Here is a 14,743-nt window from a genome sequence, read left to right as displayed (position 1 = left end):
CCTTGCCGTCGCCGACCAACCCTTCTGGTTCCACGGAGACATCATGACCGATCCATGCGCGACATTCGCCCCGGACAGTTTTGCCGGCAAGACCGTGCTGGTGACCGGTGCCGCGAGCGGCATGGGTTTCGAGACCGCCCGTGCATTCCTCTCCAAGGGAGCCGAGGTCGTGATGTGCGACCGCGACGCCGACGGGCTCGCCAAGCGCCATGACGACCTGGCCGGAATGGTCGGGACACCGCACAAAGTAGTGGCCGACATGGGTGACCCCGACAGCATCGGGCGCATGTTCGATTATTGCGACGCCAGGCTGGCGCGGCTCGACAATGTGGTCACCTGCGCGGCGATCATCACCGCCAAGAGAATCCCGGAGCAGGATTGGGCGCATTGGCAGCGCGTGCTCGGCGTCAATCTGCTGGGCACCTTCTTCACCGTCCAGGGCGCGGTGCAGCGCATGCAGACCAACGCCGGCGGAGGAAACATCGTCTGCGTGGCCTCCGACGCCGGCGTGCATGGCGGCGGCGGCCTCATCGCCGACACGGCCTATGCGGCCTCGAAGGCCGGCACGCTGTCGCTGGTGAAGTCGGTTGCGCGCGAACTGGCGGGAAAGAAGGTGCGCATCAACGCCCTCAATCCGGGGCCGACCGATTCGCCGATGCATTCCCATATCGATCCGGCCCTCAAGGACCGCATCGCGGCCAACCTGCCGATACGCCGCATGGGCCGGCCCGAGGATATGGCTGCCGCGATCCTGTTCCTGTGCTCCGACGCCGCGACCTTCGTCTACGGCGCGGCGCTCGACGTTGATGGCGGCTCGATGTTCCGCTGAGCGACATGGCGGTGGTCAGTCATAGGAGAGTTTGACGCGCCTATATGGCGGTGGCGTATTTGGCTTTGGCTGCCATCAGCATCCAGAAATTGGCTTCGCGACGCACGACTCCGCGGCCTTCCTGCTCCGCCCAAGTGGACCCGTGACGGGGCCGCGACCGGGGCGGCCTCCAACTGGAGGTTTATGAAAATGACGAGGAAAGAAACTGCAGAGCGCATCGATGTCTATGCGCGGATCACCGACCGCATCGTCGCCGAGCTGGAGAAGGGTATCCGTCCTTGGATGCAGCCATGGCAATCGAGCAATGCCTCCGGCAGCGTCACCCGGCCGCTCAGGAACAATGGTCTGCACTATAACGGCATGAATGTGCTGCTGCTTTGGTCGGAGGCCGTCGCACGCGGCTTTTCCAGCCCGATGTGGATGACATTCAAGCAGGCGCTCGACCTTGGCGGCGGGGTTCGCAAGGGCGAGACCGGCTCTATGGTGGTCTTCGCCAGCCGCTTCACCAGGACGGAGACGGACACCAGGGGCGAGGAAATCGACCGCGAGATCCCGTTCCTCAAGGCATATTCCGTTTTCTCCCGCTGGAACTACATCGCCGAGGGCGAGCAGGCGAAGAGCAGGAAGGCCGCCCTAGCGGCGGAGCCTCGAAAAATCGTTTCCGGTCAGTGCTAGGCGGCTGTCGCCTCTTCTTCGACGAACTCGCCGTAAATGCGCCGCCTTGGCACGCATTGGGGCAAGGCAAATTGAGCCATTTCTGACGGCGCGAATGACCTCGGCTACCGCTTGCATCGGCGACATTATCAAGCAGATAACGGACAATCGTTAGGCTTACGTCCGATGAAGCAGTAGGCTGTTCCTCGACGCACAGATTTTGTGATTGCGATCCAATTTGTTGGATTTGCCAGGCGGTTTCGACTGGACGCTCGTGCTTCTTGATTTTCGGAGTTATGCGCGTGGCGTCGGCCGATGATGGCTCACGCGGGGACCGCCCCGAGTGAGTCAGGGGACTTGGGCATCGAATTCAACGACGAATCCCGCGTCGATCGCCCTTCTCGCTATTTGATCCCGAAGTTCCCAATCCGTTAGCTGACAAAGTGGAAACGTTTCTCTGACGGCGCGGATGACCCCGGATATCGCAACGCTCGGATTGTCGACGTTGTCGATCAGGTAGTGGACAATCGCTTGGCGAACATCCGATGAAGTAGGCGTGGGGACGAGCGCGGGCACTCCGGGCCTATGAGTACAGCCGCGTTTCCGCGGTGTCGGCCGTTGCAATGTCGAAAGCGACTGGAACATTGTGAACGACGCATACCGCCGCCAGCATTTCCTCCAACTCGCGGTCGGACGCCCCGGCAGGCTGGCATCAATATTCGGATGGCGCGGATTGCCTGCGCGACGGAGAGGAACCGGCCCTTCGCTCTGGAACGAACATAGGCCTCGGCCGCTTCTTCAACTGTGATGGCGTGAAATGCGTTGGTCATCAAGAATGCCTCCCTGAACCCAAACCCACGCGATTTACGGACAATATTCGGCGGCCTTCAAGCCTGTGTCCGATTCCGGACAATCAGCCGGGGATGGTACCGAAATGACGTTGCTCCTCCTCCCGCCCTCGCTGTGCGAGCGAGTCCTCTCGGCAAGCTTTTATCGAAGTCATCAATACCGGCATTCCCATAATGAATTGGCCGCGTATGGAAAGACAACGAAAATAAACGAAACAGAATGACGACTGCGAGGAAATGAATGGCGGCGGAAACGACCACAAAGGACATGCAATGGATACAGGCGATCCGTGTTGACAGTCTGCCGGTCGGCGACGCGATACGCACAGAGCACGCCGGGGCATGTATCGCAATCTTCAATCTCGGCGGCAGATTCTACGCGACAGCCGGCATCTGCACCCACGCACATGCATTTCTTTCCGAAGGCTACATCGATGGCCAGACGATTGAATGCCCGCTGCATCAAGGACTGTTCCACATCCCGACGGGTATGCCGCTTTCGCCACCGGTTACCGAGCGGCTGAAGACTTACGAAACCAAGGTGGCGGATGGCTACGTCCACATCCTGGTGGAAGGAGGAAAGTAGCACCGACGTCTTCGGGACATATCCCGGGCTGAAACCAAAATATGGGAGGAAATCTTAATGCTCAAATTATCTCGCCGTCATCTCTTGAAGACGGCCGCGACACTGACTGTGCTTGCTGCTGCTCCGCTGGCGATTGCTCGAGCGGCGGCTGAGGAGTCGGTTCATTCCGTCATCAACGCGCTCATCAAGAAATACTCCGACGAGGCGAGGGCCGGAATGTCGAACGGGGACGTGAGTGCGCTGTTCGAAAAGGACGGCTTTCGCGATTACCTCGACGCCTATCCTGTCGGCGATCTCGCCGGCGGGTTCGTGTGGAAACCCGGCATGGGGGCGAGTTTCGTCGGTCCTTACAGCAAGCTCCAGATCAAGTCGCCGTTCACCGACTATCTGCCGCTGACCGAAGGTCCGGTGCTCGATCACAGCAAGAAGTACCGCATAGGGCTGGTCTTTCACGGCTTCAACCACCCCTGGCTGATCAGCCTCGCCGACACCGCCGCCTGGGAGGCCGCACGCCATCCCAACATCGAGCTCGAGGTGATCGACGCCGAGTTCGACGACAACAAGATGGGCCAGGTTATCGATACCTGGATCGCCAAGCAGTATGACGGCATCGTGCTTTGGCCTAACCGCGAGGCGCCGATGGGGCCACCGGTCGATCGCGCCATCGCGGCCGGTATCCCGGTGGTGAGCCTCGATCGCCGCACTTCGTCCGAGCAGATCAGCTCGGAGGTACTTGGCAACTTCTATGCCAACGGTCTGCAGCAAGGTCTCTATCTCAGGCATGCTGCGCCCGAGGGCAACATCATCTTCAATCGCAAGGATCTCGGCAGCACGGCCGACTCGATCCGCACCGGCGCCTTCCTGGAGGCGATCGGTAACACGCCCGGTTACAAGGTGCTCGCCAACTATCACACCAACAGCCAGCGCACGCTGGCCTTCAAGTCGACGGCGGATGCGCTGCAAGCCTTCCACGACATCTCGGTGTCGTTCAACACTGGCGGCGAGGAAGCCATGGGCGCACTTGACGCGATCCGTGAGGCGAACCGGCTGAACAGCGCTCCGGGCGGGAAGAAGATCATGATCCTCGCCAATGACGACGCCCGTGAGGTGCTGAAGGAAATCAGGTCCGGCAATATCGAAATGGTGTCGCCCTACACGCCGCTGATCGGCGACATCGGCATCCGCGCCGTTGTCATGCATATCGGCGCCAAGGCAGGCCTCAACGAAGCGCCGCCGAAGCTCATCATGACGCCTAACCTGCCGATGATCACCAAGGAGAAGATGAACATCGAGGGCATCGAGACGCTGACGCCGGACGAGTGGCCCTACGCCTACGGTCCGGAAGTCGCGGGCTGATCGCCAACTCCTTCCACGCGCCTGTCGGCTTCTCTCGCGCGAGGACCGGCAGGCGTTGACCGAAAAGGTAGGCGAGCACGTCATGACCATGAGCACTCTCGAAACCCAGGTCGCCTCACAGGCGCGGCCTCCCGACGCTTGGCGGCACCTGAGCGTTAGCGAAACGAGCCGCGTCGCGGTGTTGATCGCCCTGCTTATTGCCGGGCAGGCGATCACACCTTCCTTTCTGTCGCTCGCCAACATCCATGTCATACTTCTCGCCGTGGCCGCGATCGGCATCATGGCCTACGGCATGACGCTGGTGGTGATCACCGGTGAGATCGACTTGTCGATCGCCGGGATCGCGATCCTATCCTGCATCGCCGGCGGGCTGATGATCCCGACAGGCTCTGCGGCGCTCGTCATCGGCACCACCTTGCTCACAGGCCTTGCCATCGGCCTGATCAACGGCATTCTTGTCGCCGCGTTGGGCATTCCCTCGCTGATAACCACGCTCGGCATGCTCGGCATAAGCCGCGCGCTAGCCAACATCTTCTCGGGTGGCCAGGCGCTTTATCCCGAACCGATCGCCGCCTACCTCTGGCTCGGCCGCGGCGACCTCGTAGGCATTCCGCTGCCGGTCGTGCTGCTCGTCGTGCTGGGCGCAGCCGCAATCGCGCTTACGAAGTACTCGATCTTCGGACGTGCGCTCTACGCGACCGGCGGCAATGTCAAGGCGGCCGCTCTGTCCGGCATCAATGTCGTCGGCGTCCGCGCCGTCGTGTTCGCGATTTCCGGCGCCTGCGCGGCGCTTGCCGGCATGCTTGAAAGCGCCAGGCTGTCTTACATCAATCCTGCGGGCTTCGAAGGCATGGAGCTTTCCGTTCTGGCGGTCACCGTGCTGGGAGGCGCGTCGCTATCCGGGGGCTCGGGCTCGATAACCGGTACGGTTGTGGCTGCCCTGATCATCGGTATCGTCAACAATCTTCTCAATCAGCTCGGCGTCAGCATCTATCTGCAGCAGGTGGTGACCGCGGCAGTCATTCTTGCCGTCGTGATGCCCGGCATGTGGCAGCGGGGGATTGCGAAATGACTGTCCTGGAATTCTCCACCCCGCGCGTCGCGCCCTTCCTGCAGGGGTTGCTGCGTGATCCCATCATCTGGCTGATCCTGCTGATCTTCGCGGTCGGTGCGCTGACGTCGGAGTATTACTTCACCGCGCTCAACATCGAGAATCTCATGCGCAGCATCGCCGTCATCGGCCTGTTGTCGCTCGGCATGACCGTGGTGCTGCTTACCGGCCGCATCGATCTGTCGGTCGCGGCGCTGATGATCTTTTCGGTCATTGTCGGCGTGGTCGTGATGACCGAGATCGGCCCAATGCTGGGAAGCCGTTGGCTGGTGCGTGGCAACACCTATGCCGGCCCGATCGTCCCGGTCATTTTGATCGCGCTGGCGACGGGCATCGCGGTCGGCGCGCTCAACGGCATTGGCGTAGCGTATTTCAAGGTGGCGTCCTTCATCATGACGCTGGTGTCGCTGACGGCGCTGCGCGGCTTCAACTACGTGCTCACCAACGGCCATCCTTACTATCTCAAAGCGCCGTTCTACAGCTGGATCGGCGACAGCAAGATGGTCGGCATCCCGATCAGTTTCGTTATCTTCCTTCTCGTTCTTCTTGCCCTCATGGGTTTCATAAACGGCACCATGCGGGGCGGCCGCTTCTACGCCATTGGCGGCAACGAAAAAGCCGCGCTCTATGCCGGCATCAAGACGCAGCGCTACGTGGTGCTGGCCTATGCCATCAGCGGATTGTGCGCCGCCATTGCCGGCATCATCTTTACCGCGCGACTGAAGTCCGTCGATGCGCCGCTCGCCGCTGGTTATGAATTGACCGCCATCGCCATCGCCGTCATCGGCGGCACGGCGCTGGCTGGAGGCGTCGGATCGCCTTGGCGTACGCTGCTGGGCAGCGTTGCGTTTGCCGCCGGTCTCAACCTGCTTGCCATCTGGGGCGTCGGGACCTGGTATCAGAACCTCGCCATCGGCGTTGTTCTCATCATATCGGTCGGCTTGTCGCAGATGAGCCGCAAGAAAACACAAGCATAACGACTTAGGGAGGAGCGATTTCATGGGTGGACACCTCACGCTCGGCATCGATATCGGCACGACCAATGTGAAGGCCGCGGTTCTGGACACCAATACCGGCAAGGTGGTGGCGTCCGGCTCGCAGGAGCATCCGCTGTTTCACCCGTTTCCCGGCTGGGCCGAACAGGATGCGTCGAATTACTGGGGCGCCGTGGTCTCATCCGTGAGGCAATGCCTGGAGCAGGGCCGCTTCGCCGACGACATCGCGGCCGTGGCGCTTTCGGGCCTTGTCGGCGTAACGCTGCCCGTCAGCGATCAGGGCAGGCCGTTGCGTCAGGCCATGATCTGGATGGACTCACGCTCTGAGGAAGAGTGCGAAGACATCCGCCGAAGCGTCGGCGAGGCGACCATCAACAAGAACAACGGCAACCGTATCGCGCCCTGGTTCATCGACCCCAAGGCGCTGTGGATCAAGAAGCACGAGCCGCACATCTTCAACGCCACGCATAAGTTCCTGTCGCCTTCCGGCTATTGCACCTACCGGATGTGCGGCAACTTCACGATGAACACTGGCGACGCCGGGCTCGCTTACGCCTACGAATATCGTGAGCAGCGCTGGAACGAGTCTGTCGCCAGGGCGATCGGCATTCCGCTGGAGAAGCTGCCGCGGCTCTACCAATCCCATGAAGTGGTGGGCGAGGTGACCAGGCAGGCGGCCGAGGAGACGGGGCTGCGTCCCGGCACCATAGTCGCGGCAGGCGGCACCGACATCAGTTCGGCAGCCCTTGGGGTCGGTGTCACCAAAGCCGGTGAGGCCTATTACTCCATGGGCACGGGTTCCAACCTCGGCATCATGATCCCGACCGAGCAGAACGTCGAGGAATACCGCATCCTAAAATGGGCGCACGTGCTGCCCGGCCTGACCATGTTCGATGGCCCGATGGCCTTCACCGGTGCGTCGTTGAAATGGTTCCGCGATCAGTTCGGCGATGCCGAATTCCGCCTGGCCGAGCGCATGGGCCACAACGTGTTCGACCTTTTCACCGAGCAGGCGAGGCGCGTGCCGGCTTGTTCCGACGGCCTGCTTTATCTGCCATATCTCGGCAACACGCTGTCGCCCAACTGGAACAGCAATGCTTGCGGCAACTTCTTTGGCCTACGCCCAACGACGACACGGGCGCATTTCATCCGCGCGCTGATCGAGGGCGTCGCCTTCGACCTTTACTCCAACGTCCGCGTCGCCAACGCGGCCGGCGTCAAGGTCGACGGTTTGATCCTGAACGGTGGGCCGACGAAGAGCCGGTTCTGGAACCAAATCACGGCCAGCGTGGTGAACCTGCCGTTGAAGACGCCCGACATCGGTGAGGCCGCCCCGATCGGCGACGCCATCCTGGCCGGCGTCGCCGCCGGAATCTACAAATCGCCGACTGAGCCTCTTGCGAGCATCGTTCGCGTCAAGGAGACGATCGACCCTGATCCGAAACTGCATGAGCGTTATCGGGACTTCTTCGAAGTCTGGTCGTCGGTCTATCAGAATCTGCGCGGCGACATGGATCGGCATCGCGCGCTTCTCAACAAATATCATTCGGCGTGATCGCAATGAGCGCCCCGCTGCTCGAGGTCCAATCGATCCGCAAGACATATCCCGGCGTCATTGCACTTTCCGACGTGACCTTCGATCTGAAGGCCGGTGAGGTACATGCCCTTGTCGGCGAGAACGGTGCCGGCAAGTCGACGCTGCTGTCGGTCATGAACGGCCTCGTGGTGCCCGACAGCGGCGAAATCAGGATCGACGGACAGGCTGTGGTTCTGAACGATCCCACGGTGGCTCTCGCCAACCGGCTGGCGCTGGTCCACCAGGAACTGGTACTGTGCCCGAACCTGAGCGTTGCCGAGAACATCTTTCTCGGTCGTGAACCGGCCGGACGTCTCGGCAAGACGCGCGCGATGCTCAACCGCATGGCGAAGGACTTGCTCGATCAGATCCATGTCAACCTTGATCCTTCGCGGGCGGTCGGCGAACTCAGCCTCAACGAGCAGCAGATCGTCGAGATATGCCGCGCCTTGGCGTGCCGTCCGCGTGTCCTCGTCTTCGACGAGCCGACAGCCTCGCTGAACGATGATCAAGTCGTGCATCTGCTTGCCGTCATTCGCAAGCTGAAGGCCAACGGTCTCGGCATCGTCTACGTCTCGCATCGGTTGAGCGAGGTGATGCAGATTTCGGATCGCGTCACCGTGCTCCGCGACGGCAATGTCGTTGCGACCCGGGACATGGCCGGCTTGAACGAGGCTGCTCTCGTCGCGTTAATGGTCGGGCGTGAACACAAGCCGGGCCAGTCCGCCTACAAGGAGAGGCGCTGCGGCGATGTAGCGCTGGAGACGAAGGCGATCGGCAAGGCCGGGGTCTTCGACGATATTTCCCTGCAGGTGCGGACGGGCGAGATCGTCGGCATCGCCGGATTGCTTGGCTGCCAGCGCGAGGCAGTCGTGCGCGCGATCTTCGGCGACCAGTCTATCGATCGCGGCGAGATCCGCGTTCAGGGACGCAAGGTGCAACTGCGCTCTCCGCGTGACGCCATCGCCTTCGGCATCGGTTTCATGCCCGCCGATCGCAAACGTGAGGGCCTCATCCTGCCGATGAGCGTCGGCGACAACGTCGCAATGACGATCCTGCGCCGCCTCGGTCGCCTCGGCTTCATGAAGCGCCGGCAAAGAAACGCGACGGCCAACAGCCTGGTGCGCACATTGGCAATCAAGACCAACGGCCTGTCGCAGCTGGCGTCACAACTGTCCGGCGGGAACCAGCAGAAGATCGTCATCGGCAAATGGATCGCACGCGGCGGCGACATCGTGATCGCCGAGGACCCGACCCGTGGCGTCGATGTGGGCGCCAAGTTCGAGATATGGCGCACCATCCAGGACCTGGCGGAACAAGGCAAGGCAATCCTGCTGCTGACCACGGAACTGCAGGAGATGATGGATGCCTGCGACCGCATCCTCGTCATGAGCCGCGGCCGGGTGACGGGACATTTTCACCGCAAGGACTTCTCTGCGGAAGCAATCGCGCATTGCTTCGTGGCCTGACGCCGAAGCGATAACGCCATGGGAACAATCAATTTTTCTTCAATGTGGCGACCCGTTAGACCTGTCGCGACAATGCGCAATCTGAAGGAGGATCGGCATGCAAGGCGATAATTCCGCGAGCTATGCTGGGATCGGTGGCATCGGCAGCAAGATATGGCCGCTGACGGGACCGGAGATCATTTCACGCGACAAGCTGAAGACGCTCCGCACGCGGTCCAACGGACCTGGGCTGACCAGATTGGCGGCCCATCTTACGGCCCTGGCTCTCGGCGTGCTCGCCGTCTATCTCTCGGGTGGAACACCGTGGCTGCTGATACCTTCAATGCTCGCTTACGGCATCGTCGTCGTGCTGCTGTTCGCGCCCTTGCACGAATGCTCGCACGGCACTGCTTTCCATTCGCGATGGATCAACCACGCCGTCGGTTTTGCGGTCGCTGCCTTCACCTTCCGTCCCTTTCTCTACTTCAAATACAGGCATGCCGCGCACCATACCTTCACCCAGCACGAGGACCATGATCCAGACATCGTGCCGTTCCCAACATCGCTTCGCGACTATTTCGGGCAGATAATCGGCCTCTCCTTCTGGCCGAAGCTGGTCGGCACGCTGTGGCGCGGCACGACCGGGCGCTTCACCGAGGAAGAGCGTGAGTTCCTGCCGGATTCGGTCTGGAAGCAGGTGATGCTGGAAATCCGGCTGCTCGTCCTCTTCTATGTCGCCGTCGCCGCCGTCTCGATCTATTTCGGCAGCACGATCGCGCTGGTCTATTGGCTGCTGCCCCGCGTGATGGGCGAGCCCGTGCTGCGCGCCATCCGTATGGCCGAGCACACCGGCGCCGAGGAAAGTCCGAACCTGCTTGCCAATACCCGGACCACGCTCGCGAATCCGTTGCTCAGGATGCTATACTGGAACATGCCGTTCCATGCGGAGCACCACCTTGCTTCCTCGGTGCCGTTTCATGCGCTGGGCCGGCTTCATGACGAGGTCTCGCCGCATCTTCAATGCGTCAGCAAGAGTTACTTCCATGTGCATCGCGAGATCATCCGCGAGGTGCTGCGCAATGGCCGCGCCGGCGCCACGCCTGCCGGGCAGGGGGCCTGAACGGCAGTGGCGGGCCCAGGGAGGACGGCCGGGGTTGTGATCGTCGGCGCAGGACACGCCGGCGGTCGCGTCGCGGAAAGATTGCGGCACGGCGGCTTTACCGGGCCGATCGACGTGGCCGGCGCCGAAACGGAGCTGCCTTACGAGCGGCCGCCTTTGTCCAAAGGCGTGCTGACATCGTCGGGCGTCCCGGCAAATGCTTATCTGCTATCGCCGGCACGGTGGAACGAAATCGGCGTCCGGTTCCATCTGGGTGTCGAGGCGGTCGGCATCGACCGGCGAGAGAAGATCGTGGCTCTCTCTAACGATGCCAGCCTCTCCTACCGAAAACTGGTTTTGGCGACGGGATTGTCCCCCCGCCGGATCCGATCGCTTGAACCTGTCGCGGCACGCATCTTCTATCTTCGCTCGTTCTCGGATGCGCTCGCGCTACGCGGCCGTATCGTGGCTGGCACGCGGTTGGTGCTTGTCGGTGCGGGGCTGATCGGCCTGGAGGTCGCCGCAAGCGCGGTCAAAGTCGGTGCGGCGGTGACGGTTCTGGAAGCCGCCGACCGCCCATTGAGCCGTTTGCTTCCGCCTTATCTTTCACAATGGCTCGCCGATCTCCATGAACGGGCAGGCGTACGCATTCTCTGCGGTCGGCAAGTCGTCTTGTCCAAGGCTCTGAGCACCGCCGGACGCCTCCATCTCGATGACGGATCGATGCTGGAGGCCGACCTTGTCGTGGTGGGCATCGGCGGCACACCGAACGACCGGATTGCCGGAGAAGCCGGCCTGCATGTCGACAACGGCATCGTCGTCAATGAGTTCGGGCAGACCAGTGATCCCGATGTCTTCGCCGCCGGCGATGTCGCAGCGCATGAGAATCGCGTCTTCGGCCAGCGCTGGCGGTTGGAGTCGTGGAAGAATGCTGAAGACCAGGCGGCCGTCGTTGCGTCCTATCTGTGCGGTAATCCATCCCCTTACAGCGAGGTGCCCTGGTTCTGGACGGATCAATACGACCTCAACATACAAGTGGCAGGGGTGCCAAGCATCGGAGGACCGGCGTATGAACGCGGCAAGCCGGGCGACCGTGCCTATCTCGCCTATTTCACGACTGGTGGCCGGCTGATCGGTGCAATCGGCGTCGGCTGCGGCCGTGACATCCGCATCGTGCGCGAGATGATCAAGGCAGGCGCAAGGCCGGACGACGCCGAACTCATTCGCAAGGGCTTCACCCGCTTCGGCGATGAACTCGGCAGGCAGGCGTCATGATCCGTTCACGCGCCGCGATCTGCTTCGAGATCCACAAGCCGCTAGCGATAGAAGAAGTGCAGGTCGCGCCGCCCGGTCACGGCGAAGCGCTCGTCGAGATCGTCGCCTCGGGCCTTTGTCATACGGACCTCACCGCGCTCGACGGCGTCAATGCGACCAGCGTCTATCCTCTCATTCCCGGGCATGAGGGCGCAGGACGAGTGGTCGAGGTGGGCGAGGGAGTCTACGATCTCGAGCCGGGCGATCACGTCATTCCGCTCTATGGTCCCGAATGCCGGCATTGTCGCATGTGCAGGAGCGGGCGGACCAATCTTTGCTGGACCATCAAGCCGACCCGCGACAAGGGCGTCATGCCGGATGGCACGTCGCGCTTCTCGATCGGATTACAGCCGGTGCACCATTTCATGGGCACCTCGACCCTTTCCCGCTATACGGTCGTCCCTGAAATTGCGCTGGCGAAGATCCGCAAGGATGCGCCGCTGGACAAGGTCTGCCTGTTCGGATGCGGCGTCACGACGGGCGTCGGCGCGGCGCTGGCCGAGGTCCGCGAGGGCGACACCGTTGCCGTCTTCGGGCTGGGCGGCATTGGCATCAATGTCGTGCAAGGAGCGCGGCTTGCCGGCGCCGCAAGGATCATTGGCATCGACCTGACGGACAGCAAGTCCGAACTCGCCCGCTCCTACGGCATGACCGATTTTGTCCACGCGTCACGCGAGCGCGGCAAGGTCGTGCCGGCGATTCGCGCTCTTACCGACGGCGGCGTCGACGTTGCCTTCGAATGTACCGGCATTGTGCCGGTCATGCGGCAGGCCTTCGACTGCTGCCAGCCGGCCTGGGGCACCGCAGTGCTGCTCGGTGTCGAGCCACCCGGCGCCGAAATGGGGTTCCCGCCGGTAGGCGTCCGCTACGGCCGCTCGATCCGCGGCAGCTATTTCGGCGGCGTCAAAGGGCGCAGTGGGCTGGGCATGCTGATTGACCACTACATGGCCGGCCGGCTCGATCTCGATGGGCAGATCACACACAGGCTGGTCCTCGATGATCTCAATCGCGGCTTCGAGCTGATGCGAGCGGGAACGTCGGTGCGCAGTGTCGTTCTCTTCGAATGATCGGCGCGAATTCCAGCAAGGAATATGGCTACGTCTTCCGTGACCGTCATCCTGAAAGAATGGACGTCTATAGACGTTTCGATGAGACGAGCGCCGCTGCCCGCAGTTCACTGACATGCCGGCGCAACGTCGCCTACGGCGCGCATCCGCGTGAAGTGTTCGACCTGTTTGCGGCCGGCGCAGGCGCGCCGCTGGTGGTTTTCGTACATGGCGGCTACTGGCAGAGCCTCGACAAGGACCGTTATTCCTTCGTCGGCTCGGCGCTCGTTCGCCGCGGCTTCTCCGTGGCGCTGCCAAACTATCCGCTGGCGCCTGAGACCCGTATTGACGCGATCGTTGCGCGCATCGGGGCCTGCGTGCCGGCGATTTTGCGAAACCTTGCAACGCCCCCGGCTTTCTGGATCGCGAGCGGCCATTCCGCCGGCGGTCATCTTGCTGCCACACTTGCTATGAGAAGCCTCACGGCAGGCGCGCCGCTGGCGGGCTGCGTCCCGATTAGCGGTATCTTCGATGTCGAGCCGCTGACAGAGACATCACTCAATGCGGCGCTTGCGCTCGATCGCGAGCGGGCAGCAAGGATCAGCCCGATCCGTTGGCCAGTGCCGCGTTGTCGACTCGCGGCCGTCGTCGGCACAGACGAGACCCAGGAGTTCCGCGAGCAGTCCCGGCGGTTCTCTTCCTATTGGAGCGGCTCGGGCCAGCACGCCGAACTGGTTCCGATGCACGGAAAAAACCACTATACGATATTGTGCGATCTGTTGGAGGAACGCTCGGAAATCGCTGAACAAATCGTGCGGATGGCTGAAGCCTTTCGCAGGGAGACAGGTCGTGGGCGGCACTAACAAGCTTCATTTCGTCAATTTCAGCCAGCTGCGTTCCTTCTACGCGGTGGGTCGCGAGCTTAGCTTTACAAAGGCAGCCGATCTGCTCTGCATCGGCCAGCCGACCGTGACCACCCAGGTCAAAGCGCTTGAAGAGACGTATGATGTTCAGCTCTTCTTGCGATCGCCGCGCGGCTTGAAACTGACGGACGCGGGAGAAGCGCTTCTGACCGTGGCGCGCCAGATCTTCTCGCTGGAGGAGCAGGCGGTCGGCATACTGCGCGCCGAGGGCAATCAGATTTCGGGCAAGTTGCGCGTCGGCACAGTGGGTCCGTTCTTCGTCATGGAACTTCTCTCCGCGTTTCATGCTCAATATCCCTTGGTGCAGGTCTCGCTCGAAAGCGGCAATTCCGACGTCGTCTATAACAAGCTCATAAATTACGAGGTGGACGTCGCCATCATCGGCCGGGACTATGACGATCCGCGTCTCGATCTCATTCAACTCGGCCGCCATGAGGTCATCATCTTCGTCCACCGCAACCATCCGTGGGCAGGCCGGCAGCAGATCGATCTTGAGGAACTCGACGGGCAGCGGATGATTTTTCGCGAACCCGGTTCGATGACGCGTCGGGCGTTGGAGGAGATGCTGGAATTGCATCGGATCCGACCAAACCTGGTCATGGAGATCCCGCGCGATGGTGTTCGGGAAGCGGTTGCGGCAGGCTTGGGTGCCGGTATTGTGTCAAAGACCGAGTTCCAGCTCGACGACCGGTTGACGCCATTGTCGATCGCAGATCACAAGCCATTCACTGAGTCTTTCGCAACGTGCCTGAAGGCACGTCAAGAACTTCGTCCAATCGGGGCCTTCATGAAACTTGTGACGGAAGTTTCAAATCTGAAGTTCAACCAGATGGCTGCCGCCGTCCTCTGCAAGGAATGAACCTCAACCAGGCGCGCTAGGATCACAGGCGTGAATGCGCCCGCCTTCGAATCGTAAGTCGCTATCGCCTTCTCCGGCCCTTGCCGTGCAACTCGCCCG

Annotated in this window: 12 protein-coding genes and 1 pseudogene; all 13 read left to right on the top strand. The window is 61.8% G+C overall.

Annotation, left to right across the window (positions count from 1 at the left end):
* Positions 1-43 precede the first annotated feature (43 nt).
* Positions 44-829, top strand: coding sequence for an SDR family oxidoreductase (locus FJ980_RS02660; protein WP_140541404.1), 786 nt, complete (start codon positions 44-46; stop codon positions 827-829).
* 189 nt (positions 830-1,018) lie between these two features.
* A pseudogene (locus FJ980_RS02655) lies at positions 1,019-1,411 on the top strand (ArdC-like ssDNA-binding domain-containing protein); the annotation flags it as partial.
* Between the two features lie 1,161 nt (positions 1,412-2,572).
* On the top strand, positions 2,573-2,917 hold the full coding sequence (locus FJ980_RS02640) for a non-heme iron oxygenase ferredoxin subunit (RefSeq protein WP_210243726.1): 345 nt from the start codon (positions 2,573-2,575) through the stop codon (positions 2,915-2,917).
* A gap of 57 nt (positions 2,918-2,974) precedes the next feature.
* Positions 2,975-4,273, top strand: coding sequence for a sugar ABC transporter substrate-binding protein (locus tag FJ980_RS02635; RefSeq protein ID WP_140541401.1), 1,299 nt, complete (start codon positions 2,975-2,977; stop codon positions 4,271-4,273).
* Positions 4,274-4,355: 82 nt separating this feature from the next.
* Positions 4,356-5,345, top strand: a complete 990-nt coding sequence (locus tag FJ980_RS02630) for an ABC transporter permease (RefSeq protein WP_140541400.1) — start codon at positions 4,356-4,358, stop codon at positions 5,343-5,345.
* The gene (locus FJ980_RS02625; RefSeq protein WP_140541399.1) at positions 5,342-6,361 is read left to right on the top strand and encodes an ABC transporter permease; all 1,020 of its coding nucleotides are present in this window, start codon (positions 5,342-5,344) and stop codon (positions 6,359-6,361) included. Before FJ980_RS02630 ends, FJ980_RS02625 begins: the two co-directional genes overlap by 4 nt.
* A 22-nt stretch (positions 6,362-6,383) precedes the next feature.
* On the top strand, positions 6,384-7,934 hold the full coding sequence (locus FJ980_RS02620) for an FGGY family carbohydrate kinase (protein ID WP_140541398.1): 1,551 nt from the start codon (positions 6,384-6,386) through the stop codon (positions 7,932-7,934).
* Between the two features lie 5 nt (positions 7,935-7,939).
* Positions 7,940-9,424: a sugar ABC transporter ATP-binding protein gene (locus FJ980_RS02615; protein WP_140541397.1), complete on the top strand. Its 1,485-nt coding sequence runs from the start codon at positions 7,940-7,942 to the stop codon at positions 9,422-9,424.
* Positions 9,425-9,521: 97 nt separating this feature from the next.
* Positions 9,522-10,523 carry a fatty acid desaturase gene (locus FJ980_RS02610; protein WP_140541396.1) on the top strand — a complete coding sequence of 334 codons (1,002 nt, stop codon included), beginning with the start codon at positions 9,522-9,524 and terminating at the stop codon, positions 10,521-10,523.
* Positions 10,524-10,559: 36 nt separating this feature from the next.
* Positions 10,560-11,777 carry an FAD-dependent oxidoreductase gene (locus FJ980_RS02605; protein ID WP_181181082.1) on the top strand — a complete coding sequence of 406 codons (1,218 nt, stop codon included), beginning with the start codon at positions 10,560-10,562 and terminating at the stop codon, positions 11,775-11,777.
* Positions 11,777-12,883, top strand: a complete 1,107-nt coding sequence (locus tag FJ980_RS02600; RefSeq protein ID WP_181164893.1) for a zinc-binding dehydrogenase — start codon at positions 11,777-11,779, stop codon at positions 12,881-12,883. Before FJ980_RS02605 ends, FJ980_RS02600 begins: the two co-directional genes overlap by 1 nt.
* Complete coding sequence (locus FJ980_RS02595) at positions 12,880-13,725, top strand: alpha/beta hydrolase (RefSeq protein ID WP_140541393.1); 846 nt, start codon at positions 12,880-12,882, stop codon at positions 13,723-13,725. Before FJ980_RS02600 ends, FJ980_RS02595 begins: the two co-directional genes overlap by 4 nt.
* On the top strand, positions 13,712-14,644 hold the full coding sequence (locus FJ980_RS02590) for a LysR substrate-binding domain-containing protein (protein WP_181181081.1): 933 nt from the start codon (positions 13,712-13,714) through the stop codon (positions 14,642-14,644). Before FJ980_RS02595 ends, FJ980_RS02590 begins: the two co-directional genes overlap by 14 nt.
* The last annotated feature ends 99 nt before the right edge of the window (positions 14,645-14,743 follow it).

The sequence above is a fragment of the Mesorhizobium sp. B1-1-5 genome (assembly GCF_006443065.1).
In the GTDB taxonomy this organism is placed as follows: Bacteria; Pseudomonadota; Alphaproteobacteria; order Rhizobiales; family Rhizobiaceae; genus Mesorhizobium.
Note: the sequence above shows the minus strand (reverse complement) of the source record. Positions and strands in the feature narration are given on the sequence as shown.